Below are 23,831 nucleotides of genomic sequence, written 5' to 3'. Positions count from 1 at the left end.
GGGGTGTGAAGCAAGGTGACGACTCAGCTACCGCGATAAGTGGAGTAGCTGTAAGGCGAGATCAGCAGGGGCACATGGTAATGGTCCTGTTCGGCACTGATGCCAAAGCGCAGTACCACTACGTCCAGAAAAGCCGGCTCTGGCAACTGCACGCCACGGGCACGGTAGTAATCACCGGCGCTGAACTGCAGTTGGTACACACCGCTGCGGTAGTCGTCGCCTTGCAGCAGCGGTGCGTCGCAACGGCCATCGCTGTTGGTGGTGGCGGTAGCGACAAGCTCAAGCTGCGCGCCTTCGACGCGGTACAGCTCAACCTTGATAGCGCTGCCAGGGCAGCCGTGCGCGGCGTCCAAAACGTGTGTGGTCAAACGTCCCATGGCTTTTATGCGCCTCCCGAAGTCAGTCATAGAGAAACCCGCACTCTTTCAGGGCACTGAAAAAGCCGGCGATGGCTGATTAAGACACTTTTATAAAAAATTGTACACAATAAATTTCACAGCGCTTCAACCCCCTGTAGGAGCGAGCTGGCTCGCGAAAAACGCCAACGATGACGCAGGCTCTCAGAATGAAAAGTGGCGCCCTCAGGGTTTTCGCGAGCAAGCTCGCTCCTACAGTGGGCTTTTTCATTTTAACCTGACCACTCAGGCAAGTTTCTTGCAGTGACCTTTAGAGAGACGGTTCAGAAAAAATGCAGAAATGCAGGCTTACAAAGTTTGCGATAAGTTGTATACAATCACTCATCGCTGTGACGCCACCCAGTCTTTCCACTGCCCGGCCGCCACACACCTAGCTACCACGAACAAGAAGGAAGACTGCAGTGAGCGCTGACTACCCACGCGACCTGATCGGTTACGGCAGTAACCCTCCTCACCCCCACTGGCCAGGCAACGCACGCATTGCGCTATCGTTCGTACTCAACTACGAAGAAGGCGGCGAGCGCAACATTTTGCATGGCGACAAAGAGTCTGAAGCCTTCCTTTCGGAAATGGTCTCGGCCCAGCCGCTACAAGGCGAGCGCAACATGAGCATGGAGTCGCTGTACGAATACGGCAGCCGTGCCGGGGTGTGGCGCATCCTCAAGCTGTTCAAAGAATTCGACATCCCGCTGACCATCTTCGCCGTGGCCATGGCTGCCCAGCGTCATCCGGATGTAATCCGCGCCATGGTCGCCGCCGGCCACGAGATCTGCAGCCACGGCTACCGCTGGATCGACTACCAGTACATGGACGAGGCCCAGGAGCGCGAGCACATGCTCGAAGCCATCCGCATCCTCACCGAACTCACCGGTGAACGCCCGCTGGGCTGGTACACCGGCCGCACCGGCCCCAACACCCGTCGCCTGGTGATGGAGGAAGGTGGCTTCCTGTACGACTGCGACACGTACGACGACGACCTGCCCTACTGGGAACCCAACACCCCCAACGGCAAGCCGCACCTGGTGATCCCCTATACCCTGGACACCAACGACATGCGCTTCACCCAGGTGCAGGGTTTCAACAAGGGCGATGACTTTTTCGAGTACCTCAAGGATGCCTTCGACGTGCTGTATGCCGAAGGCGCCGAAGCGCCGAAGATGTTATCGATCGGCCTGCATTGCCGTCTGATCGGTCGCCCGGCACGCCTGGCCTCGCTCAAGCGCTTCATTGAATACGTCAAAGGCCATGACCAGGTGTGGTTCACCCGCCGCGTGGACATCGCCCGGCACTGGCACCAAACCCACCCTTTCCCGGGAGCGGCGAAATGACTGCGTTCCAGACCCTGAAACCTTCGACCTTGAGCCGCGACGCCTTCGTCCAGGCCTTTGCCGATATCTACGAACATTCGCCATGGGTGGCCGAAAAGGCCTTCGACCTGGGCCAGGACGCGTCGATCGACCAGATCGAAACCCTGCACCAGCGCATGAGCGATATCCTGTTGAGCGCCGATCATGCCAGTCAACTGGCCCTGATCAACGCTCACCCGGACCTGGCAGGCCGTGCGGCCGTCCAGGGCCAACTGACCCAAGCCAGCACCGATGAACAAGCAGGCGCGGGTATTCACCAATGCACGGCCGAAGAGTTTTCTCGCTTCACCGAGCTGAATGAGGCCTACAAAGCCAAGTTCAAGTTTCCCTTCATCATGGCGGTAAAAGGCAGCAACCGGCATCAGATCCTCGCCGCGTTCGAAACGCGCATCCACAACTCTGCAGACGCTGAGTTCAAGTGCGCGCTGGACGAGATCAACAAGATCGCGTTGTTCCGCTTACTGACCCTCTAGCAGTCCATCCCCAGCCACTCTATCTAAGGCAGACAAGAAGAATGAAAGCTTACGCCGTACCTTTCGAGAAGTTCGTCAACCTGGCCGACGCCCGCCTGGGCACCAAGATCATCTCGGTGACCGATGACTGGTTCGCTGACGCCAACCGCCTGTTCCAGCCGACCCCGGCCGTGTGGAAGGAGGGCGTTTTCGATGACAACGGCAAGTGGATGGACGGCTGGGAGTCACGCCGCAAGCGCTTCGAAGGCTACGACAGTGCAGTGATCCGCCTGGGCGTACCAGGCTCGATCAAAGGCGTAGACATCGACACGTCATTCTTCACCGGCAACTTCCCGCCGTCGGCCTCCCTGGAAGCCTGCTTCCTGGCCTCGGGCGAGCCGGATGCCAACACCCAGTGGGTGGAAGTACTGTCAGCCGTCGAGCTGCAAGGCAACAGCCACCACTACCACGAGATCAACAACGACCAGGCGTTCAGCCACCTGCGCTTCAACATCTACCCGGATGGCGGCGTTGCCCGTCTGCGTGTGTACGGCGTGCCGTTCCGCGATTGGTCTTCGGTGGGCGACAACGAGCAGGTCGACCTGGCTGCCGCGCTCAATGGCGGCCGTGCCCTGGCCTGCTCCGATGAACACTTCGGCCGCATGAGCAACATCCTCAACCCGGGCCGTGGCATCAACATGGGCGATGGCTGGGAAACCGCACGTCGTCGCACGCCAGGCAATGACTGGGTGATCGTCGCCCTGGGCCACCCGGGCGAGATCGAGAAAATCGTGGTCGACACCCTGCACTTCAAGGGCAACTACCCGGACACCTGCTCGATCCAGGGCGCCTTCGTAAAAGGCGGCACCGACAGCCAGATCGAAACCCAGTCGCTGTTCTGGCGCGAACTGCTGCCGGCGCAGAAATTGGAAATGCACGCCGAACACACCTTCGCCGAGCAGATCAAGGCGCTGGGGCCGATTACCCACATCCGCTTGAATGTGTTCCCGGATGGTGGTGTGAGTCGCCTGCGCGTATTGGGCAAGGTATCGAAGTAATGCTGAGACTGTAGGAGCGAGCTTGCTCGCGAAGATCGTCAACGATAACGCGCCCATCCTGGATAAACGCGGTGTCCTTGAGTTTTTCGCGAGCAAGCTCGCTCCTACACAGATCCAATAACAACTCAAGATTAAGAAGACAGCCATGCGCACATTGATGATCGAACCCCTGACCAAAGAAGCCTTCGCCCCTTTCGGAGACGTTATCGAAACCGATGGCAGCGATCACTTCATGATCAACAACGGGTCGACCATGCGCTTTCACAAACTGGCCACGGTCGACACCGCGAAGCCGGAAGACCACGCCATCATCAGCATCTTCCGCGCCGACGCGCAGGACATGCCGCTGACCGTGTGCATGCTGGAGAGACACCCGCTGGGCAGCCAGGCTTTCATTCCGCTGCTCGGCAACCCCTTTCTGATCGTGGTCGCGCCACTTGGCGATGAACCTGTATCAGGCTTGGTCCGCGCCTTCGTCACCAACGGCAGGCAGGGCATTAATTACCATCGCGGCGTCTGGCACCACCCGGTGCTGACGATCGAAAAGCGGGATGACTTCCTGGTGGTTGATCGCAGTGGCACAGGCAATAACTGCGATGAGCATTTTTTCAAAGAGGATGAGCGGTTGATCCTCGCCCCCCACCAATAAGAGAAGGTCTGATCACCCGACAACAAGGGTGACAGGCGAGAGGTAAAGACTGTGGAAGCACATCTGTTGGAATGGCTGAACCTGAGCGTGCGCTGGGTTCACATGATCACTGGCGTCGCCTGGATCGGCGCTTCTTTCTACTTCGTCTGGCTGGAAAACAACCTTAATCGCGTCAACCCCAAGAACGGCCTGGCCGGTGACTTGTGGGCGATCCACGGTGGCGGTATCTACCACCTGGAAAAATACAAACTGGCCCCGCCGACCATGCCGGACAACCTGCACTGGTTCAAATGGGAAGCCTATTTCACCTGGATGTCGGGCGTCGCGCTGCTGTGCGTGGTGTTCTACCTCAACCCAACGCTGTACCTGCTCGCCCCCGGCAGCAGCCTCAGCGGTACCGAAGGCGTATTACTGGGCATCGGCTCACTGTTCGCCGGTTGGTTCATCTACTCCTTCCTGTGCGACTCGGCCCTGGGCAAACGCCCTGCCCTGCTCGGTTTGATCCTGTTCGTGCTGTTGATTGCGGCGGCCTACGGCTTCAGCAAGGTGTTCAGCGGCCGTGGCGCCTACCTGCACGTGGGTGCGGTGATCGGCACGATCATGGTGGGTAACGTGTTCCGTATCATCATGCCGGCCCAGCGTGCACTGGTGGCAGCCATCGCCGAGAACCGCACACCGGATCCGGCGCTGCCGGCCAAGGGCTTGCTGCGTTCACGCCACAACAACTACTTCACCTTGCCGGTGCTGTTCATCATGATCAGCAACCACTTCCCGAGCACCTATGGCAGCCAATACAACTGGCTGATCCTGGCCGGGATTGCGGTGGCGGCGGTGCTGGTAAGGCACTATTTCAACACCCGGCATGACAGCCAGAAGTATGCGTGGACCTTGCCGGTGGGCGCGTTGGCGATGATCAGCCTGGCGTATGTAACGGGGCCCAAACCTGCAGAACCGATTGACAAGGCGCCTGCTGCGATCGAGTACCAGCCGCTGCCGGAAACCGCCCTGGGCGGTGGCTTGAAACCCGCGGCGCCTGCCGCCCCCGCCGCTGAACCGGCACCGGCCCAGGCCACGACCGACTTCGGTCAGGTGCACCATGTGATCGAGCAACGCTGCACCGTGTGCCATTCGGCCAAGCCCACCAGCCCGCTGTTCAGCACCGCACCGGCTGGGGTGATGTTCGACACACCGGCACAGATCCAGCAGCAGGCGGCGCGTATTCAAGCGCAGGCCGTGGCGAGCCAGATCATGCCGTTGGGCAACATTACCCAGATGACCCAGCAGGAAAGAGACCTGATCGGCACCTGGATCAACCAAGGAGCCCGCACCAACTGACTGTTTCACACAGGACCAATGTGGGAGCTGGCTTGCCTGCGATAGCAGTGCGTCAGTCACCGGATGAGTTGCCGCCCCTGCGCTATCGCAGGCAAGCCAGCTCCCACAATTGAGATCTGCCGTGTTTTGAAAATTGCTTTGCAAACAACACAAAAATAAAAAGATTCGAGGTGTTGCATGTCCCAGTTAGAAACGCAGACTCCTGCCGCGCCCGCCATGGTGCGGCTGCCCCTCTTGCAACTGATTCTGGTAGGCCTGCAACACGTCTTGCTGATGTACGGTGGTGCCGTTGCCGTACCTCTGATCATTGGCCAGGCCGCCGGCTTGAGCCGTGAAGAAATCGCCTTTCTGATCAACGCCGACCTGCTGGTGGCCGGTATCGCCACCATGGTGCAGTCGTTCGGCATCGGCCCGATGGGCATCCGCATGCCGGTGATGATGGGCGCCAGTTTTGCCGCCGTCGGCAGCATGGTCGCCATGGCCGGCATGCCCGGCATCGGTTTGCAGGGCATCTTCGGCGCGACCATCGCCGCCGGGTTCTTCGGCATGCTCATCGCACCGTTCATGTCCAAGGTGGTGCGCTTTTTCCCGCCGCTGGTGACCGGCACGGTGATCACCGCCATCGGCCTTTCGCTGTTTCCCGTGGCGGTGAACTGGGCCGGCGGGGGCAGCGCCGCCGCCACGTTTGGCTCGCCGGTCTACCTGGCGATTGCCGCCCTGGTGCTGGGCACTATCTTGCTGATCAACCGCTTCATGCGCGGCTTCTGGGTGAACATCTCGGTGCTGATCGGCATGGGCCTGGGTTACGCGCTGTGTGGTGTGATCGGCATGGTCGACCTCAGTGGCCTGGCGCAGGCGCCGTGGGTGCAGGTGGTGACGCCGTTACACTTTGGCATGCCCAAGTTCGAGTTGGCGCCGATCCTGTCGATGTGCCTGGTGGTGGTGATCATTTTTGTCGAGTCCACGGGCATGTTCCTCGCCCTGGGCAAGATCACCGGCCAGGAGGTCACGCCGAAGATGCTGCGACGCGGCCTGCTGTGTGATGCCGGCGCGTCGTTCTTTGCCGGTTTCTTCAACACCTTTACCCACTCCTCCTTCGCGCAGAATATCGGCCTGGTGCAGATGACCGGCGTGCGCTGCCGCTCGGTCACACTCATGGCCGGCGCGTTCTTGATCGTGCTCAGCCTGCTGCCAAAGGCGGCCTATCTGGTGGCGTCGATTCCACCTGCGGTACTCGGCGGCGCGGCGATTGCGATGTTCGGCATGGTGGCAGCAACCGGGATCAAGATTCTGCAGGAAGCCGACATCGCCGACCGCCGTAACCAGTTGCTGGTGGCGGTAAGCATCGGTATGGGCCTGATCCCCGTGGTACGCCCGGAGTTCTTCGCACAGTTGCCGTTGTGGATGAGCCCGATTACCCACAGCGGCATCGCCATGGCCACCCTCAGCGCGCTGTCGCTGAACATCCTGTTCAACATTCTCGGCGGCGCTGAGCGCCCCGAAGTCGCACATACGCATTGATTCCTTTGTTAGTACAAAAATAACAACAAACAGGGAACACCCACATGCACAACCTTGACATGGGGCCGGCCACACGCCGCGCCCCATTCTTGCCCCTCGAGCTCTGTTACAGCGCACTTGAGCCCAGGCCTGGGAGCCAGTATTCTCCGCGCCCGCTCGAATCGACTCAAAAAAAAACAGCGAATGTAAAAGCTGACCTCAAGGCCAACTTATCCCGGCCTGATGTTTGCTGCCAAAGTGCACAAAAGTCCCCTGAATTCGACTGCATCCGCTGCAGCCGACGGGGATTTTTTGGCTTTTTGAACACCTTGGCGCAGCTCTTGCTAAAAGCATCAAAGCTGACCGAACAGACGATTTTTGCAGCGAACCAAAAGGCGCCACACCAGAGCGCCTGCGTAGAAGAAAAACCATAAAATTTTAACTCGGGAGCAACCGAATGAAACCTATGTTCAAAGGCCTGATGCTGGCAGGATCACTGTTGGCCGGTGGCCAAGCCGTAGCCGGTGACTTGTTGCAGTGGCAAAACAACAGCCTGACTTATCTGTGGGGCAAGAGCTTTACCGTCAACCCGCAGATCCAGCAAACCGTCACCTTCGAACATGCCGACGCGTGGAAGTATGGCGACAACTTCTTCTTCCTCGACCGCATCTTTTACAACGGCAAGGAAGACGGCAATGTCGGCCCGAATACTTACTACGGCGAGTTCAGCCCGCGTTTGTCGTTCGGCAAGATCCTGGACAAGGACCTGTCGTTCGGCCCGATCAAGGATGTGTTGCTGGCCTTCACCTACGAGTTCGGCGAAGGCGACAACGAGTCCTACTTGCTGGGCCCGGCATTCGATTTGAACATTCCCGGTTTCGACTACTTCCAGCTGAACTTCTACCAGCGCCAGACTGAAGGCAATCGCCCGGGTGACGGCGTGTGGCAGATCACACCGGTGTGGTCGTACACCATTCCCGTGGGTAATTCCGACGTGCTGATCGACGGTTTCATGGACTGGGTGGTGGATAACGACAAGAACGCCCGCGGCACTTACCACGCCAACCTGCACTTCAACCCACAGGTCAAATACGACTTGGGCAAAGCCTTGCATTGGGGCGACAAGCAGTTGTATGTGGGTTTTGAATACGACTACTGGAAGAACAAGTACGGGATTGAAGACAGCGGCGCCTTCAAGACGACTCAGGACACGGCAAGCTTCCTGGTCAAGTACCACTTCTAAAGGTTGATCGCGGTTCCCTGTGGGAGCTGGCTTGCCTGCGATCGCGGTGTGTCTGTGCCAGCAGTGTTGGCTGGCATACCGCTATCGCAGGCAAGCCAGCTCCCACATTCAGTTCGGCGCCAGGCCGAGGAAACGGGTGATTTCTTCGCGCTTGGCCAAGGCATCCTTGCGCCCCAGTTCGATCAACTCGCTGCAATACCCCGCCTCGAACAACAGATAACTCAACACCCCAGCCCCGCTGGTCTTGGTCGCCCCCGGCCCACGCAGGAATACACGCAACGCCGCCGGCAACTCCTGGCGATGTCGCGCGGCGATTTCATCGATGGGCTGGCTGGGGGCAATCACCAACACCTCTACCGGGGCCAGGCCCTGCACCGCCGCATCCACAGGCACCACACGGCTGAACTGGTTCAGACGCTCCAGCAACTCGATATCGCTTTCCAGGCTGTCAATGAACGTGCTGTTGAGCATATGCCCGCCGATTTGCGCCAGGGTCGGTTGCTGGCCGGTGTAGGTGCGTTGCACCGAAGGTTCATTGCCCCGTGGGTTGCCACTCACCCCCACCACCAACACGCGACTGGCGCCCAGGTGCAAGGCCGGGCTGATGGGCGCGGACTGGCGCACCGCACCGTCGCCGAAGTACTCCTGGCCGAGCTTGACCGGGGCAAACAGCAGCGGAATCGCCGAACTGGCCAGCAGGTGCTCCACCGTCAATTGGGTGGGCACGCCGATACGCCGATGGCGCAGCCAGGCATCGATGGTGCCGCCGCCCTGATAGAAGGTCACCGCTTGCCCGGACTCGTAGCCAAACGCCGTCACCGCCACCGCCTGCAAATGCTGGCGACGGATCGCCTCGTCGATGCCGTCCAGGTTCAAGCGCTCCTGCAACAGATCCCGCAGCGGCGAGCTGTTGAGCAACGCCACCGGCACCTGGCTGCCCAGGCCTAACAGGCTATGGATCAGGAAACGACTGGCCTGGCGCATCACCCCCGGCCAGTCACTGCGCAGCACCTGATGGCTGCGAAAGCCCTGCCAGAAGGCGGTCAGCCGTTGGATGGCTGCCGAAAAATCGCTGGCGCCACTGGCCAGGCTCACCGCATTGATCGCACCAGCCGAGGTGCCGACGATCACCGGAAAAGGATTCGCTGCCCCCGCAGGCAGCAACTCGGCAATCGCCGCCAACACGCCCACCTGATACGCCGCGCGCGCCCCGCCGCCAGAAAGAATCAAGCCTGTGACCGGTTCAGCTGGGCGCATTGCGTCAATCCATGTGAGAAAGGGTTGGGCTTATCGACGGCGCTTTTCGTACAACTTGGGCTCACCCGGCGGTCGGCTCTTGAAGCGGCGATGGGTCCACAGGTATTGCTCGGGGCATTCGCGTACCGAGGCTTCGACCCACTGGTTGATGCGCAGGCAGTCGATCTCGTCGGTTTCACCCGGGAAGTCCGTCAACGGCGGATGGATCACCAGGCGGTACCCGCTACCGTCAGCCAGGCGCTCCTGGGTAAACGGCACCACCAGCGCCTTACCCAGGCGGGCGAACTTGCTGGTAGCGGTAACGGTAGCAGCCTGGATGCCGAACAACGGCACGAAGATGCTTTGCTTGGCGCCGTAGTCCTGGTCCGGTGCGTACCAGATGGCCCGGCCGGCGCGCAGCAGCTTGAGCATGCCGCGCACGTCGTCGCGCTCCACGGCCAGGGAATCGAGGTTGTGGCGTTCACGGCCACGGCGCTGGATAAAGTCGAACAACGGGTTGCCGTGTTCGCGGTACATGCCGTCAATGGTGTGCTTTTGCCCCAGCAGCGCCGCGCCGATTTCCAGGGTGGTGAAGTGCAGCGCCATGAGGATAACGCCCTTGCCGTCCAACTGCGCCTGCGTGAGGTGCTCCAGCCCTTCGACATGGGCCAGGCGCGCCAGGCGCGGCTTGGGCCACCACCAGCTCATGGCCATTTCAAAGAAGGCGATGCCGGTGGAAGCGAAGTTTTCCTTGAGCAGGCGTTTGCGTTCCTTGGCGGATTTTTCCGGGAAGCACAGCTCAAGGTTGCGCGCCGCAATACGGCGACGATCGCCCGCCACGCGGTACATGCCCGCGCCCAGCAGGCGACCAATGGTCAACAGCGCCCGATACGGCAATTGAGTGACCAGCCACAGCAGGCCGAGCCCCAGCCATAGCAGCCAAAAACGCGGGTGAAGAAATACAGCTCGAAAACGCGGGCGATCCATTACAGATTCCGGTAAAGACAAGGGCCGCGCATTCTACAACGGTTCGACTCGGCTTGCGGCGGGTGAGTGTTCTCGTTATAAGTCTCGACACTTTTCGTGACAAGCCGCTTTCGCCGACCATGAGCCAAACCGAACCGCTAGACCAAGATCCCGTGTTCCAGCTAAAAGGCAGCATGCTCGCCATTACCGTGCTGGAACTGGCCCGCAATGACCTCGACGCCCTGGACCGCCAACTGGCCGCCAAGGTCGCCCTGGCGCCGAACTTCTTCAACAACGCCCCGCTGGTGCTGGCGCTGGACAAGCTGCCGACTGGCCAGGGCGTGATTGATTTGCCCGGCCTGATGCGCGTATGCCGTTCCCATGGCCTGCGCACCCTGGCCATTCGCGCCAGCCGCATCGAAGACATCGCCGCCGCCATCGCCATTGAACTGCCAGTACTGCCACCGTCCGGCGCCCGTGAGCGTGCGCTGGAGCCATTGGTCGGCGAAGAAAAGAAAAAACCGGAAAACCCACCCGAGCCTGCGATCAGGCCTACAAAGATCATCACCTCGCCGGTACGCGGCGGGCAGCAGATTTACGCCCAAGGCGGCGACCTTGTGGTGGTCTCCTCGGTCAGCCCGGGGGCGGAACTTCTTGCCGATGGCAACATCCATGTATACGGCCCGATGCGCGGACGCGCCCTGGCCGGCATCAAGGGTGATACCAAGGCACGTATTTTTTGCCAGCAGTTGACCGCTGAGCTGGTTTCCATCGCGGGTCAGTACAAGGTTTCCGAAGATTTGCGCCGCGATCCACTGTGGGGCGCTTCGGTACAGGTCAACCTGTCGGGCGATGTGTTGAACATCATCCGTCTTTAACGGATACTGCCGCATTTTCCAAGCATCTCTAGACTCTGATAGCAAAGCGAAACCGGCAAGACTTGTGTAGGACTTTTTGGAAGTTGGTGTTTCCCCATGGAAACCCCGTCTTTTTCCTGCAAAGGCTGTCCGCCTGCGGCGAGTTCCAAGAGATGTTTTTCAGGGACCGAAAGTCCTTTTTCCTTAGGGGTGAAACACCTTGGCCAAGATTCTCGTGGTTACATCCGGCAAGGGTGGTGTGGGTAAGACCACCACCAGCGCCGCTATCGGTACCGGCCTCGCACTGCGCGGCCACAAGACAGTCATCGTCGACTTCGACGTCGGTTTGCGTAACCTTGACCTGATCATGGGCTGCGAGCGTCGCGTGGTGTATGACTTCGTCAACGTGGTGAACGGCGAAGCCAACCTGCAACAGGCCCTGATCAAGGACAAGCGCCTTGAGAACCTGTACGTGCTGGCTGCCAGCCAGACCCGTGACAAAGACGCGCTGACCAAAGAAGGCGTCGGCAAAGTCCTCGCCGAGCTCAAAGAAACCTTCGAATACGTGGTCTGCGATTCTCCGGCCGGTATCGAAACCGGTGCTCACCTGGCGATGTACTTCGCCGACGAAGCCATCGTGGTAACCAACCCGGAAGTCTCCTCGGTACGTGACTCGGACCGCATGCTCGGCCTGTTGGCCAGCAAGTCCAAGCGCGCCGAAGAAGGCCAGGACCCGATCAAGGAGCACCTGCTGCTCACCCGCTACAACCCGGAGCGCGTCAACAACGGCGAAATGCTCGGTGTTGAAGACGTGAAAGAAATCCTCGCCGTGACCCTGCTGGGCGTGATTCCGGAATCCCAGGCCGTGCTGAAGGCATCCAACCAGGGCGTACCGGTGATTCTCGACGACCAGAGCGACGCCGGCCAGGCGTACAGCGATGCAGTTGATCGCTTGCTGGGCAAGACCGTGGAACACCGCTTCCTCGATGTCAAGAAGAAGGGATTCTTCGAGCGTATCTTTGGAGGCAACTAAACAATGAAATTTCTCGACTTCTTTCGCGCCAACAAAAAGCCAAGTACCGCGTCGGTAGCGAAAGAGCGTCTACAGATCATCGTGGCGCACGAACGCGGCCAACGCAGCACGCCGGACTACCTGCCAGCCTTGCAGAAGGAACTGGTCGAGGTGATCCGCAAGTACGTCAATATCGGCAACGATGACGTGCATGTCGCCCTGGAAAATGACGGCAGCTGCTCGATTCTGGAACTCAATATCACCCTGCCCGATCGTTGATCGAACGGGCGGTCGCCACGGCGGCTCCCCTGACGGCCCACGTCCTGCAGGAGCGGCTTGTGTGGCGAGGGAGCTTGCTCCCGCTGGGCTGCGAAGCGGCCCCAGACTGAACGCTCGAGTTACATCAGTTGCAACTCGGTGAGCGGTTTGGGAGTGCTACGCACTCCAGCGGGAGCAAGCTCCCTCGCCACACAAGCTCGCTCCTACAGGGTGAGGGGGCAGTCAGTGGAGCCGCCGTTGGCGTTTGTTACGAGGCTGTTTAATGCCGCTGTCCAATATCCATATCCTGCATCAGGACGACGCTGTCCTGGTGGTGAACAAGCCGACCCTGCTGCTCTCGGTGCCTGGTCGCGCCGACGACAACAAGGACTGCCTGATCACCCGCCTGCAAGAAAACGGCTACCCCGAAGCCCGTATCGTCCATCGCCTGGACTGGGAAACCTCAGGGATCATCCTGCTGGCCCGGGACGCCGACACCCACCGCGAACTGTCCCGCCAGTTTCACGACCGCGAAACAGAAAAGGCCTACACCGCCCTGGCCTGGGGCCAACCGGCACTGGACAGCGGCAGCATCGACCTGCCCCTGCGTTACGACCCGCCGACCAAGCCTCGCCATGTGGTCGACCACGAGTTCGGCAAACATGCACTGACCTTCTGGAAAGTGCTGGAGCGTTGCGGCGACTGGTGCCGCGTAGAGCTGACACCCATCACCGGGCGCTCGCACCAGTTGCGCGTGCATATGCTCTCCATCGGGCATCCGTTGCTGGGTGATGGCTTGTACGCCCATGAGCAAGCCCTGGCCGCCTGGCCGCGCCTGTGCCTGCACGCAAGCATGCTCAGCTTCACCCATCCGCAAAGCGGCGAGCGCCTGCGCTTCGAGTGCCCAGCCCCTTTTTAAGGCACAGACGCTTACCTGTAGGAGCGAGCTTGCTCGCGAAGAACCTGAGAACACCGCGTATAACCTGAATGACTGCGGTGCCGTTGAGTTTTTCGCGAGCAAGCTCGCTCCTACAATGAATCGGCGGGGCCAATACGGTAAACTCCGCGCATTGCTGTCTGGAGCTATTTATGCGCGAAGCGTTGAATCAAGGCCTGATCGACTTCCTCAAGGCCTCCCCTACTCCTTTTCATGCCACTGCCGCCCTCGCCCAGCGCCTGGAAGCCGCCGGCTACCAGCGTCTCGACGAGCGCGACACCTGGGCCACCGAGGCCAACGGTCGCTACTACGTGACCCGCAACGATTCCTCGATCATCGCCTTCAAGCTCGGCCGCCAATCGCCGCTGCAGGACGGTATCCGCATGGTCGGCGCCCACACCGACAGCCCATGCCTGCGGGTCAAGCCCCAGCCGGAGCTGCAACGCCACGGCTTCTGGCAACTGGGTGTGGAAGTCTACGGCGGCGCGCTGCTGGCGCCCTGGTTCGACCGCGACCTGTCCCTGGCCGGGCGTGTCACCTTCCGCCGCGATGGCAAGGTCGAGAGCCAACTGATCGACTTCAAGTTGCCGATCGCCATCATTCCCAACCTGGCCATTCACCTCAACCGTGAAGCCAACCAGGGCTGGGCGATCAATGCCCAGACCGAGCTGCCGCCGATCCTGGCGCAATTTTCCGGTGACGAACGCGTGGACTTTCGCGCTGTGCTCACCGAGCAGTTGGCCCGCGAGCATGGGCTGAACGCTGATGTGGTGCTCGACTACGAGCTGAGTTTCTACGACACCCAAAGCGCGGCAGTCATCGGCCTCAATGGCGACTTCATTGCCGGTGCGCGCCTGGACAACCTGCTGTCGTGCTACGCCGGTTTACAAGCCTTGCTCACCAGCGAAACCGATGAAACCTGCGTGCTGGTGTGCAACGACCACGAAGAAGTCGGCTCCTGCTCGGCCTGCGGCGCCGATGGCCCGATGCTGGAACAGACACTGCGTCGCCTGCTGCCCGAAGGTGAAGAATTCGTACGCACCATTCAGAAATCCCTGCTGGTGTCGGCAGACAACGCCCACGGCGTGCATCCCAACTACGCCGAGAAACACGACGCCAACCACGGCCCGAAACTCAATGCCGGCCCGGTGATCAAGGTCAACAGCAATCAGCGCTACGCCACCAACAGCGAAACCGCCGGGTTCTTCCGCCACCTGTGCATGGCCCAGGAAGTGCCGGTGCAGAGCTTCGTGGTGCGCAGCGACATGGGCTGTGGTTCGACCATCGGCCCCATCACTGCCAGCCACCTGGGCGTGCGCACCGTGGACATCGGCTTGCCGACCTTTGCCATGCACTCCATCCGCGAGTTGTGCGGCAGCCATGACCTGGCGCATCTGGTCAAGGTGCTGGGGGCGTTCTACGCCAGCCGCGACTTACCCTGAGACCGAAGCGCGCCCATCGCGGGCAAGCCCGCTCCCACATTTGATCTGTGAACGCATTTCAGTGTGGGAGCGGGCTTGCCCGCGATGGGTTTCCAAACAGATGTAAGGCTATCTGACTCACATCAACTGCACTTCTGCCAATCCGGCCTAGACTTGTCAGAACTTTCAGTCCGACAAGGCCACCCCCGCCATGATCTCAATGTCCTCCTTCCACGCCATGCTGATCCCCATCGTGATCGGCATGATCATGCTCGCGGTCGGCTTCAACTTTCGTGACAAGCCCCTGGGCGTGTTCGGTATGTGGATCGGCATGCTGTTGATCCTCGGCACCGTGCTCTACAAGATCCTCGCCAAACTGGCGCAGTGACAAATGCGCTCGCATTGGGCATAGCGGCCTCGTACACTCGGTCAATTCGTCGTTTTCAAGGTTGACCGCCTCGTGTTCTCCCGTCTGTTTGCCCTGCCCTGCTACCTGCTGATCGCCCTGCTTACGCTGCTGCCAGTGACGCCCGCCCAAGCGGTGGGCTTGCCCGGGATGCTGGGCGGCTCCAGCAAGACCCAACCCCAGGCGGAAGTGCCCCTGGGGCAGTCGCTGGACGAAGTCATCAAAACCCTGGAAAACGACCAGCAACGCACCCAGTTGCTCAGTGACCTGAAGAAACTGCGCGCCGCCACGCAAAAGGCCCAGCCCGCCGCCGAACTCGGCGTACTCGGGTTGATCGGCAGTACGCTGTCGGGCTTTGAGCAGCAGTTTTCCGGCGCCGACAGCCCGCTGGGGCGCTGGTCCAATGAAGTCGACCTGGCCAAGGATGAACTGGCCGCCCTGATGCTGCCGGCCAGCGAATGGCTGCCGATCATCTTCGGCTTTGCTGTGATTCTGGCCGTGTGGAGCCTGCTGGCCGCTGCGCTGATCTGGCTCAGCCACCGGGTGCGCGAGCGCTTCGGCCTGCCCGAAGAGCTGCCGCAGCACCCGCGCACCTGGGACATGCTGCGCTTCGCCCTGCGCAAGCTGGGCCCCTGGTTAATCGCCCTGGTGATCACGGTTTACCTGAGCTACGCCCTGCCTTCCTCCCTGGGCAAATCCCTGGCCATGGTGCTGGCCTATGCCTTGGTGGTCGGCACCTGTTTCTCGGCCATCTGTGTGATTGCCTTCTCCGTACTCGACGGCCCACACCGCCACCGCGCCCTGTATATCCTGCGCCACCAGGCGTTCCGCCCGCTGTGGTGGATCGGCAGTTTCGCCGCCTTTGGTGAAGCCTTGAGCGATCCGCGCCTGATTGCAGCGCTCGGCCAGCACCTGGCCCACACCGCCGCAACCGTGGCCAATGTAATGGCGGCGTTGTCCACCGGGGTGTTTATCCTGCGGTTCCGCCGTCCGATTGCGCACCTGATCCGCAATCAGCCGCTGTCGCGCCGCCTCAACCGCCGTGCGCTAACTGATACGCTGTCGATCATCGGCACCTTCTGGTACGTGCCGGCGCTGTTGCTGGTGGGCATTTCGCTGTTCGCCACCTTCCTGTCCGCCGGCGACACCAGCACCGCCCTGCGCCAGTCGCTGCTGTGCACGGTGTTGCTGGTGTTGTGCATGGTGATCAACGGCCTGGTGCGCCGCCACGCCCTCAAGCCGCACCGCGGGCACAAGCGCCATGCGCTGTATTCCGAGCGCCTCAAAGGCTTTGTCTACACCCTGGTGCACCTGGTGGTGTGGCTGGTGTTTATTGAGTTGGGGCTGCGGGTGTGGGGCCTGTCGATGATTCGCTTTACCGAAGGTGACGGTCATGAAATAGCCGTGAAGCTGTTTGGCCTCGCGGGCACGTTGCTGTTTGCCTGGCTGATCTGGATCCTCAGCGACACGGCCATTCACCACGCCCTGACGCGCTCGCGCAAAGGCTTGGCCAACGCCCGCGCGCAAACCATGATGCCGTTGATCCGCAACGTGCTGTTCGTGACTATTTTCATCATCGCCGCCATCGTCGCCCTGGCGAACATGGGCATGAACGTCACGCCCTTGCTGGCCGGTGCGGGTGTGATCGGTATCGCCATCGGCTTTGGTGCACAATCGCTGGTAGCCGACTTGATCACCGGCCTGTTCATCATCATCGAAGACTCCCTGGCCATCGACGACTACGTGGATGTGGGCGGCCACCTCGGCACGGTGGAAGGCCTGACCATCCGTACCGTGCGCCTGCGCGATATCGACGGCATCGTGCACACCATCCCGTTCAGCGAAATCAAGAGCATCAAGAACTACTCCCGCGAGTTCGGCTACGCGATCTTCCGCGTGGCGATCCCTTACAACATGGAAATCGACGACGCTATCAAACTGATGCGCGAGGTCGGCCATGCCATGCGCAACGACCCGCTGCAACGCCGCAATATCTGGTCGCCGCTGGAGATCCAAGGCGTGGAAAGTTTCGAGTCCGGCAGCGCAATCCTGCGCGCACGCTTCAAGACCGCGCCGATCAAGCAGTGGGAAGTGTCGCGGGCGTTCAACCTGTCGCTCAAGCGGCACCTGGATGAAGCTGGGCTTGACCTGGCGACACCGCGCTTGAGCGTGCAGGTGCTGACCGCCGGCAGCGTGCAGGAGAAAGATCCACAACAATAAGCAAGGAGAGGTTGGTATGCGAATGAACGGTCTGACACACCAATGGGTTTTGGGTCTGCTCGGCGCCGTCGCGAGCAGTGCCGTGATCGCCGCCAGCAGCGGCCAGGACGGAGCCCGGGAGGAAATTGCCGCCCAGGCAAAAATCCTCGAACCCAGCCTGCTGGAAACCCGCCGCGATATCCACGCCCATCCTGAACTGGGCAATACCGAAACCCGCACCGCCGAATTGGTCGCCAAACAGTTGCGCGAGCTCGGCCTTGAGGTGAAGACCGGCGTAGCCCGCACCGGCGTCGTCGCCATCTTGAAAGGCGCCCTGCCCGGCCCCACGGTGGCCCTGCGCGCCGACATGGATGCGCTGCCGGTCAAGGAAGTCGCCGACCTGCCCTTCGCCTCCAAAGCCAAGGGCACCTACCTGGGCAAAGAGGTCGACGTGATGCATGCCTGCGGCCACGACGCCCACACCGCGATCCTGCTGAGCACTGCGAAGATTCTTACCGGTATGCGCGAGCGCCTGCCCGGCACCGTGGTGTTTTATTTCCAACCGGCCGAAGAAGGGCCGAGCGACTTTATCCCCGACGGCAAGAACACCTGGGGCGCGAAGATGATGGTGCAGGAAGGCGTGATGAAAGCGCCGAAACCCGACGCGGTGTTCGGCCTGCATGTGTGGGCCGGTGTACCCGCTGGGCAAATCGCCTACCGCCCGGGGCCGACCCTGGCCAGCTCCGATGACCTGCGCATCAAGATCCTCGGCAAACAGACCCACGCCGGCCGGCCTTGGGACGGTATCGACCCGATCACCGTTGGCGCCCAGACCATTGTCGGCCTGCAAACTGTGGTCAGCCGCCGTACCGATATTTCGTCATTCCCCTCTGTGGTGAGCATCGGCACCATCAACGGTGGCACCCGCTATAACATCATCCCCGAGTCGGTGGACATGAGCGGCACCATTCGCTCCTACGACTACGGCATTCGCCAGAAGCTGCATGGGGATGTGCGCCAGACCGTAGAGAAAATCGCCGAAAGCGGTGGCGCCAAGGCCGAAGTGACGATCATCGAAAAGTACGACCCCACCATCAACAATCCGGCGCTGACCGAAAAAATGCTGCCGAGCCTGCGCTGGGCGGCTCAGGATGATGTGGTGCAAGGGCCGTTGGTGGGTGGCGCCGAAGACTTCTCGTTCTATGCCAAGGAGGCGCCGGGACTGTTTGTCTTCCTGGGGGTAACCCCTAGGGACCAGGACATGAGCAAGGCGGCGCCGAATCACAACCCTGGGTTCTTCGTGGATGAGTCGGCGTTGGTGGTGGGCGTGAGGACGCTGGCGTCGTTGGCGACGGATTACCTCTACACCCACACCCCCCTGTAGGAGCGAGCTTGCTCGCGAAAAACTTCAGAACGCCGCGTTTATTCAGGGTAAACGCGGCGTTCTTGCGTTCTTCGCGAGCAAGCTCGCTCCTACAGGGTATTGGGGTGAATCAGTTGGCGAGGGCCGCGCCATCCATTTTCTGGCGCAGGCTCAACGGGCGCATGTCGGTCCACACTTCCTCGATGTAGGCCAGGCATTCTTTCTTCATGCCACTCTTGCCCACGGTGCGCCAGCCTTCCGGCACGGCCTTGTAATCGGGCCAGATCGAATATTGCTCTTCGTGGTTGACCACTACCTGAAAGAGGATGTCGTCGCGGTCAAATACTGAGGTCATTGCTGTTCTCCGTCGCTCAAAGGGTGGCTGCGCACCACGCGCAGCACTGATATCTGTAGAAACGTACCAAGGGCCTGGAAAATTAGACGCTGGCCACGGCCGCCGCCAAGGCACGCCCGAAGATCTCGGCCACCTGGTCGACTTCACCAGCGGTGATCACCAGCGGTGGCAGGAAACGCACCACACTGCCATGGCGCCCGCCCAGTTCCAGGATCAGCCCGCGCTTGAGGCATTCGCGCTGCACCAGCGGCGCCAACTGGCGATGCACCGGTGGGTGGCCCTGGCTATCAGGCGTGCCAGTCGGGTCTACCAGCTCCACCCCCAGCATCAGCCCACGCCCACGGATATCCCCCAGGTGCGGGAAATCGCGCTGCAGGATGCGCAAGTGTTCGCCCAGGCGCTCGCCCATGGCCGCCGCATGGCCTGCCAGGTCGTGATCCTTGAGGTAGCGCATCACCGCCGAGCCCGCCGCCATCGCCATCTGGTTGCCGCGGAAGGTCCCGGCATGGGCGCCCGGCAGCCAGGTGTCGAGCCAGTCGCGATACACCACCACCGCCAGGGGCAGGCTGCCGCCAATCGCCTTGGACATCACCACCACGTCCGGAATGATGCCGGCGTGTTCAAAGGCAAACATTTTGCCGGTACGCCCAAAACCACTCTGGATTTCATCGACGATCAGCGCCACCCCCGCTTGCGCGGTGATACGGCGCAGGCCACGCAGCCAGTCGAGGTCCGCCGGGATCACGCCCCCCTCGCCCTGGACCACTTCGACAATCACCGCCGCTGGCAGCAACACGCCGGCTTCCGGATCGTTGAGCAGGTTTTCCAGGTAATGCAGGTTGACCCGCACACCTTCGGCGCCACCCAGCCCGAACGGGCAACGGTAGTCGTACGGGAATGGCAGGAATTGCACGCCATTGCCGAGCAAGGCACCCAAGGGTTTCTTCGGCCCCAGGCTGCCCATCAAACTCAGCGCGCCCTGGCTCATGCCGTGATAACCGCCCTGGAACGACAGCACAGTGCTGCGCCCGGTGGCGGTGCGCACCAGCTTCAACGCGGCCTCCACCGCATCGGTGCCGGTGGGGCCGCAGAACTGGATTTTCGCTTCCCGCGCCAGCTCAGAAGGCAGCAAACCGAACAGGTCCTGCACGAATTGATCCTTGACCGGCGTGGTCAGGTCCAGGGTGTGCAGGGGCAGTTCATCGCTCAGCACTTGCTGGATGGCCTGGATCACCACCGGGTGGTTATGCCCCAGCGCCAGGGTTCCGGCGCCGGCCAGGCAATCGATGAACCGGCGCCCCTCGACGTCTTCCACATAAATGCCCTTGGCGCGCTTGAGCGCCAGGGGAATGCGCCGTGGGTAGCTGCGGGCGTTGGACTCCTGCTGGCGCTGGCGGGCCAGCAGCGGGCTTTCGTCAAACTGATAAAGCGTTTCCGCGGCCTGCACCGGGGCGTCTTCGATACGGCTGGTAGCGACTGACATCTCTCGATCCCTCAATACGCTGATGATGGTGACCAAACTGCCGATCCGTTGGCGTCTGGCCCAAGGGGGCATGCGCACGGATTTCCTGTTGTGGAGACGCTTCAGCGAGAAAAGGATTTAGGGGACGAGGGTTGTTAACTGATGAATGAAGATCCAATTGTAGGAGCGAGCTTGCTCGCGAAAAACTCCCAGGCGCAGCGTTTATCCAGAAAGCCCGCGGTATCGTTGACGTTTTTCGCGAGCAAGCTCGCTCCTACAATTGAACAGTGCTCAGCTCCGAAGCCCGCGGTATTTTTCATTCAGCGCATAAAGAATCGCGCAAGTCTCTGCATCCAGGAACCCACAATAATCCCGTGGCCGAAAGTGCATCTGGAACGCCCGGGTGCGCTGCTCAAAGGCCAGGCGATTCTGCGCTGGCTTGTAGCCATAACGCTGAAACGCCCGCTCCACTTCGACCTCCGGCGGCAAGCCGAGACAAAAGCGGCGCTGGTACATCGCCCGGGTCGATTCATCAAACCAGGCCCCGATGCCGGCCTCATGCAGCACACGCCAGGGCAGCCGAGGCCCAGGGTCGCTCTTGCGCCAGTAGGCCACATCCGAATGCCCGAGCCAGTCAGTGGGGCCGACCTGCGGATAGCGCTCCAGCAGGTCGCGAAGCAATGCAATCAGTACGTCAATCTGTGCCGGTGCGTACTCCGGGAAGGTAAAGACGCCCGCGTCATCGCGCGCCAGGTTGACGATTTCAATGCCCATCGAGCGGCTATTGAGATCGGCCTTCCCCGCCCAATAACTCACGCCGGCGTGCCAGGCGCGCTGGCCCTCGTCCACCAGGCGAAACACGCGCAGCTCTTCATAACCGGCAGCACGGTAGCTGGGTTCATCGGGGTCGGGCAGCAGATAGTGGGCGCTGACGCCATCTTGGGTGAGGGTGCGTAGCGAAGAAGCAAAGGGTGCGGCGGTGTAGTGCACAATCACCTGCTGCACGGATTCGCCGCGGCGGTCGTTGAAATCCCTGGCAGGGAAACTGGTGTCGATCACCAACATAAGAACAGTCCTTTTCAATTCAGGCCGACTCATTCGGCCCGTTCAAGCGCAAAAAAATTACCGCCATCCTGAAGGCTTGAGCCTCAGGCGGGCGGTAATTATTTGCCACGTGAAAAGGGCAGTTCAGCGCCGCAACGGCATGCCCAGGTCGACCCGCATACCGTCGGGCTGGCTGTCGAAGTGCAACGAGCAGGAGCAACGCTGCACAATCGCTTGGACAATCGCCAAGCCCAGGCCACAGCCTTCGCTGCTGCCGTTGCGCCAGAAGCGCTGGGTGAGGTATTGCAGGTCTTCGCTGGAGATCTGCTGGCCATGGTCACGCACGCGGAACACCACGTTATCCGGGGTAGAAAACACCTGCAGTTCCACGCGGGTATCGGCGGGGGTATGGCGCAGGGCGTTGTCCAGCAGGTTACGCAAGGCCGCGACGGCAAGGCCCACGGGCATCGCCACTGGAACGGGAGAAAGCGCCGGCGCCAGGATCAGATCGATACGGGAATTGTCACCGGCGTTGGCATCCTGGATCGCCAACCTGGCGACTTCCTCCGCACTGGATTGCAGGCCATCGTCAAACGACAGGCTGCCCTCCACCCGCGCCAGTAACAACAGTTGCTCCAGGGTGCGATGCAAGCGGTCGGCGCCCTCCTCGGCGTGCGCCAGGGACTGGTCGCGGGCCGCGCCCTCGGTCATGCGCGCGACTTGCAGGTGGGTCTTGATCGCGGTCAACGGGCTGCGCAGTTCATGGGCGGCGTCACCGGTCAGGCGACGTTCGCGCTCGATGGTCTTGGCGATGCGCTGCAGCAGTTGGTTCTGGGTGTCGAGCAACGGCTTGAGTTCACTGGGCAGCGGGTGAATCTGCAAGGGTTCGAGGGAGTCGACACTGCGCCGCATCAGCGCGTCACGCATACGGTTGAGCGGCACCAGGCTCTGGCCGATGCCCAGCCACAGCAGGCACAGGCAGCCCAGCAACGCCACGCCGACCGGCACCGACGCCGCCAGCAGGATCGACAGGTTGAGGGCTTCGCGCTCCACCTGGCGGTCGGCGGTGGTGATCAGCAAATCGCCACGGGACAGGGTAAAACTGCGCCAGCCCACACCGTCGATGATCTGGTCGCGAAAACCGCTGCGGCGCGACTCCAGCCCTTCCTCCGGCGTGGTATGGCTACGCGCCAGGATCTCGCCGCGCAAGGAACTGACCTGGCAGGCCATGCCGCCCGGCACATTCAGTTGTTCGGTGCGCAAATGCGCGCCACCGCTGACGCTGGCCAGGCCCGGCATCTGCTCGGTGAGCCCGGCCACCATGCGCGCCGAAGCCACCAGGCGCTGGTCGAGGGAAAACATCATCTGGTTGCGCAAATCGTTGAGCATCCAGGCGGCCGCCAGCACCCAGATCAGCACAAAAGCGGCGCCCAGCTTGAACGTCAGGCGCAGGCGCAAGCTCATCACGGCGTGTTTTCTCCCCCATCAGCGGTGCCCAGGCGATAGCCCAGCCCCCTGACGGTTTCGACGATGCCGTTGCCCAACTTGCGCCGCAGGTGGTGGATATGCACGTTGAGGGCGTTGCTTTCCAGTTCGTCGCTGAAGCCGTAGACGCTGTCCTTGAGCTGTTCGCTGGACAGTACGCGGCCCTTGTTGTGCAACAGCGCCTGCAACAACGCCTGTTCACGCCGGGACAGGTCCACCGGCTGGCCGCCGAGGAAGGTTTCGCGGCTGCTGGGGTCGTAGGCCAGACGGCCATGTTCGATCAGGTTGACGCTGCGCCCCGCCACCCGGCGCAACAGGGTTTGCAGGCGAGCGGCGAGTTCACGCAAGTCGAAAGGCTTGAGCAGGTAATCGTCGGCGCCGGCTTGCAGGCCGTCGACGCGGTTGGTCACCGAGTCCCGCGCGGTGAGGATCAGCACCGGAATGTCCAACCCTTGGCTGCGCTGTTGTTGCAGCAGCTTGAGGCCGTCTTCGTCGGGCAGGCCGAGGTCGAGCACCATGATGTCGAAGGCCGCGGCCTTGAGCATCGCCCGCGCAGCCGAGGCCGTGGCCACGCGCTCCACGGTAAAGCCCTGGGCGGTCAGGCCGGCCACGATGCCACTGGCGATCAGTTCGTCGTCTTCACAGACCAGTACGTGCATGGTTAACCCTTCATGAAAGATGGCGCGATTAGAAAAGCCACGGATTAAGCGCGCATTATGCCGCTAAAGTTCGCAACACCGGATAATCCCTACGCTCTAGAATAGCGGTGGTTAATCATCGGTTAATCAACGCCACACATTGTGTGCCTCA

The 23,831-nt window shown here is 61.3% G+C and carries 24 protein-coding genes; 16 read left to right on the top strand and 8 right to left on the bottom strand.

Features of this window, described 5'->3' with window-relative positions:
• Positions 1-23: 23 nt before the first annotated feature.
• Complete coding sequence (gene uraH / locus CER19_RS19230; RefSeq protein ID WP_032896006.1) at positions 24-377, bottom strand: hydroxyisourate hydrolase; 354 nt, start codon at positions 375-377, stop codon at positions 24-26.
• A 440-nt stretch (positions 378-817) separates the two neighbouring features.
• On the opposite strand from uraH, the gene puuE reads away from it, so the two are divergent.
• The 8 genes from puuE (at position 818) to CER19_RS19190 (ending at position 8,020) form a co-directional block, all read left to right on the top strand.
• Positions 818-1,744, top strand: coding sequence for an allantoinase PuuE (gene puuE, locus CER19_RS19220; protein WP_116667582.1), 927 nt, complete (start codon positions 818-820; stop codon positions 1,742-1,744).
• A complete protein-coding gene (uraD, locus tag CER19_RS19215) occupies positions 1,741-2,256 on the top strand; it encodes a 2-oxo-4-hydroxy-4-carboxy-5-ureidoimidazoline decarboxylase (RefSeq protein WP_116667581.1) in 516 nt (171 codons plus the stop codon). The genes puuE and uraD overlap by 4 nt, the downstream gene beginning before the upstream one ends.
• A 41-nt stretch (positions 2,257-2,297) precedes the next feature.
• Positions 2,298-3,293: an allantoicase gene (alc, locus tag CER19_RS19210; protein WP_014719294.1), complete on the top strand. Its 996-nt coding sequence runs from the start codon at positions 2,298-2,300 to the stop codon at positions 3,291-3,293.
• Between the two features lie 145 nt (positions 3,294-3,438).
• Entirely contained in the window at positions 3,439-3,942 is a 504-nt protein-coding gene (locus CER19_RS19205; RefSeq protein WP_014719295.1) for an ureidoglycolate lyase, read from the top strand.
• A gap of 51 nt (positions 3,943-3,993) precedes the next feature.
• Positions 3,994-5,277, top strand: coding sequence for a urate hydroxylase PuuD (locus tag CER19_RS19200; protein ID WP_116667580.1), 1,284 nt, complete (start codon positions 3,994-3,996; stop codon positions 5,275-5,277).
• A gap of 177 nt (positions 5,278-5,454) precedes the next feature.
• Positions 5,455-6,798, top strand: a complete 1,344-nt coding sequence (locus CER19_RS19195; RefSeq protein WP_003192826.1) for a nucleobase:cation symporter-2 family protein — start codon at positions 5,455-5,457, stop codon at positions 6,796-6,798.
• A 44-nt stretch (positions 6,799-6,842) separates the two neighbouring features.
• A complete protein-coding gene (locus CER19_RS28625; protein WP_133298345.1) occupies positions 6,843-7,211 on the top strand; it encodes a hypothetical protein in 369 nt (122 codons plus the stop codon).
• Between the two features lie 23 nt (positions 7,212-7,234).
• The gene (locus CER19_RS19190) at positions 7,235-8,020 is read left to right on the top strand and encodes an outer membrane protein OmpK (RefSeq protein WP_003192827.1); all 786 of its coding nucleotides are present in this window, start codon (positions 7,235-7,237) and stop codon (positions 8,018-8,020) included.
• A 108-nt stretch (positions 8,021-8,128) separates the two neighbouring features.
• Here CER19_RS19190 and CER19_RS19185 read toward each other — a convergent pair whose 3' ends face one another.
• On the bottom strand, positions 8,129-9,277 hold the full coding sequence (locus CER19_RS19185; protein WP_116667579.1) for a patatin-like phospholipase family protein: 1,149 nt from the start codon (positions 9,275-9,277) through the stop codon (positions 8,129-8,131).
• A gap of 30 nt (positions 9,278-9,307) precedes the next feature.
• Positions 9,308-10,243 carry a lipid A biosynthesis lauroyl acyltransferase gene (locus CER19_RS19180; protein ID WP_116667578.1) on the bottom strand — a complete coding sequence of 312 codons (936 nt, stop codon included), beginning with the start codon at positions 10,241-10,243 and terminating at the stop codon, positions 9,308-9,310.
• A 119-nt stretch (positions 10,244-10,362) separates the two neighbouring features.
• On the opposite strand from CER19_RS19180, the gene minC reads away from it, so the two are divergent.
• The 8 genes from minC to CER19_RS19140 all read left to right on the top strand — a co-directional run bounded on the left by minC (position 10,363) and on the right by CER19_RS19140 (position 18,696).
• Positions 10,363-11,100 carry a septum site-determining protein MinC gene (minC, locus tag CER19_RS19175; RefSeq protein WP_116667577.1) on the top strand — a complete coding sequence of 246 codons (738 nt, stop codon included), beginning with the start codon at positions 10,363-10,365 and terminating at the stop codon, positions 11,098-11,100.
• Between the two features lie 199 nt (positions 11,101-11,299).
• On the top strand, positions 11,300-12,112 hold the full coding sequence (gene minD, locus CER19_RS19170) for a septum site-determining protein MinD (RefSeq protein WP_003192835.1): 813 nt from the start codon (positions 11,300-11,302) through the stop codon (positions 12,110-12,112).
• A gap of 3 nt (positions 12,113-12,115) precedes the next feature.
• The gene (minE, locus tag CER19_RS19165) at positions 12,116-12,370 is read left to right on the top strand and encodes a cell division topological specificity factor MinE (RefSeq protein WP_003175252.1); all 255 of its coding nucleotides are present in this window, start codon (positions 12,116-12,118) and stop codon (positions 12,368-12,370) included.
• Between the two features lie 262 nt (positions 12,371-12,632).
• Positions 12,633-13,268 (top strand): RluA family pseudouridine synthase, encoded by a 636-nt coding sequence (locus CER19_RS19155; RefSeq protein WP_003192838.1) that lies wholly within the window; start codon positions 12,633-12,635, stop codon positions 13,266-13,268.
• 170 nt (positions 13,269-13,438) lie between these two features.
• Positions 13,439-14,728 (top strand): M18 family aminopeptidase, encoded by a 1,290-nt coding sequence (locus CER19_RS19150; protein WP_116667576.1) that lies wholly within the window; start codon positions 13,439-13,441, stop codon positions 14,726-14,728.
• 190 nt (positions 14,729-14,918) lie between these two features.
• Positions 14,919-15,095, top strand: coding sequence for a hypothetical protein (locus CER19_RS28820; RefSeq protein WP_164692207.1), 177 nt, complete (start codon positions 14,919-14,921; stop codon positions 15,093-15,095).
• Between the two features lie 72 nt (positions 15,096-15,167).
• Positions 15,168-17,333, top strand: a complete 2,166-nt coding sequence (locus CER19_RS19145) for a mechanosensitive ion channel family protein (protein ID WP_116667575.1) — start codon at positions 15,168-15,170, stop codon at positions 17,331-17,333.
• A 16-nt stretch (positions 17,334-17,349) separates the two neighbouring features.
• Entirely contained in the window at positions 17,350-18,696 is a 1,347-nt protein-coding gene (locus CER19_RS19140; RefSeq protein ID WP_116667574.1) for an amidohydrolase, read from the top strand.
• Positions 18,697-18,805: 109 nt separating this feature from the next.
• Here the strand turns inward: CER19_RS19140 and CER19_RS19135 are convergent, their stop codons facing one another.
• From CER19_RS19135 to CER19_RS19110, 5 genes are all read right to left on the bottom strand, one after another.
• Positions 18,806-19,030: an MbtH family protein gene (locus tag CER19_RS19135; RefSeq protein WP_003192847.1), complete on the bottom strand. Its 225-nt coding sequence runs from the start codon at positions 19,028-19,030 to the stop codon at positions 18,806-18,808.
• 82 nt (positions 19,031-19,112) lie between these two features.
• On the bottom strand, positions 19,113-20,513 hold the full coding sequence (locus tag CER19_RS19130; RefSeq protein WP_003192849.1) for an aspartate aminotransferase family protein: 1,401 nt from the start codon (positions 20,511-20,513) through the stop codon (positions 19,113-19,115).
• A gap of 270 nt (positions 20,514-20,783) precedes the next feature.
• Positions 20,784-21,557 carry an N-acetylmuramoyl-L-alanine amidase gene (locus CER19_RS19120; protein WP_116667573.1) on the bottom strand — a complete coding sequence of 258 codons (774 nt, stop codon included), beginning with the start codon at positions 21,555-21,557 and terminating at the stop codon, positions 20,784-20,786.
• 123 nt (positions 21,558-21,680) lie between these two features.
• Positions 21,681-23,000, bottom strand: coding sequence for an ATP-binding protein (locus CER19_RS19115; protein ID WP_116667572.1), 1,320 nt, complete (start codon positions 22,998-23,000; stop codon positions 21,681-21,683).
• Positions 23,000-23,680, bottom strand: coding sequence for a response regulator (locus CER19_RS19110; RefSeq protein WP_014719307.1), 681 nt, complete (start codon positions 23,678-23,680; stop codon positions 23,000-23,002). The genes CER19_RS19115 and CER19_RS19110 overlap by 1 nt, the downstream gene beginning before the upstream one ends.
• Positions 23,681-23,831: the final 151 nt, after the last annotated feature.

It is taken from the genome of Pseudomonas sp. GL93, assembly GCF_003408955.1.
In the GTDB taxonomy this organism is placed as follows: domain Bacteria; phylum Pseudomonadota; class Gammaproteobacteria; order Pseudomonadales; family Pseudomonadaceae; genus Aquipseudomonas; species Aquipseudomonas paracarnis.
The sequence above is the reverse complement of the archived record's forward strand: the minus strand, read 5'-3'. Positions and strand labels throughout refer to the sequence as shown.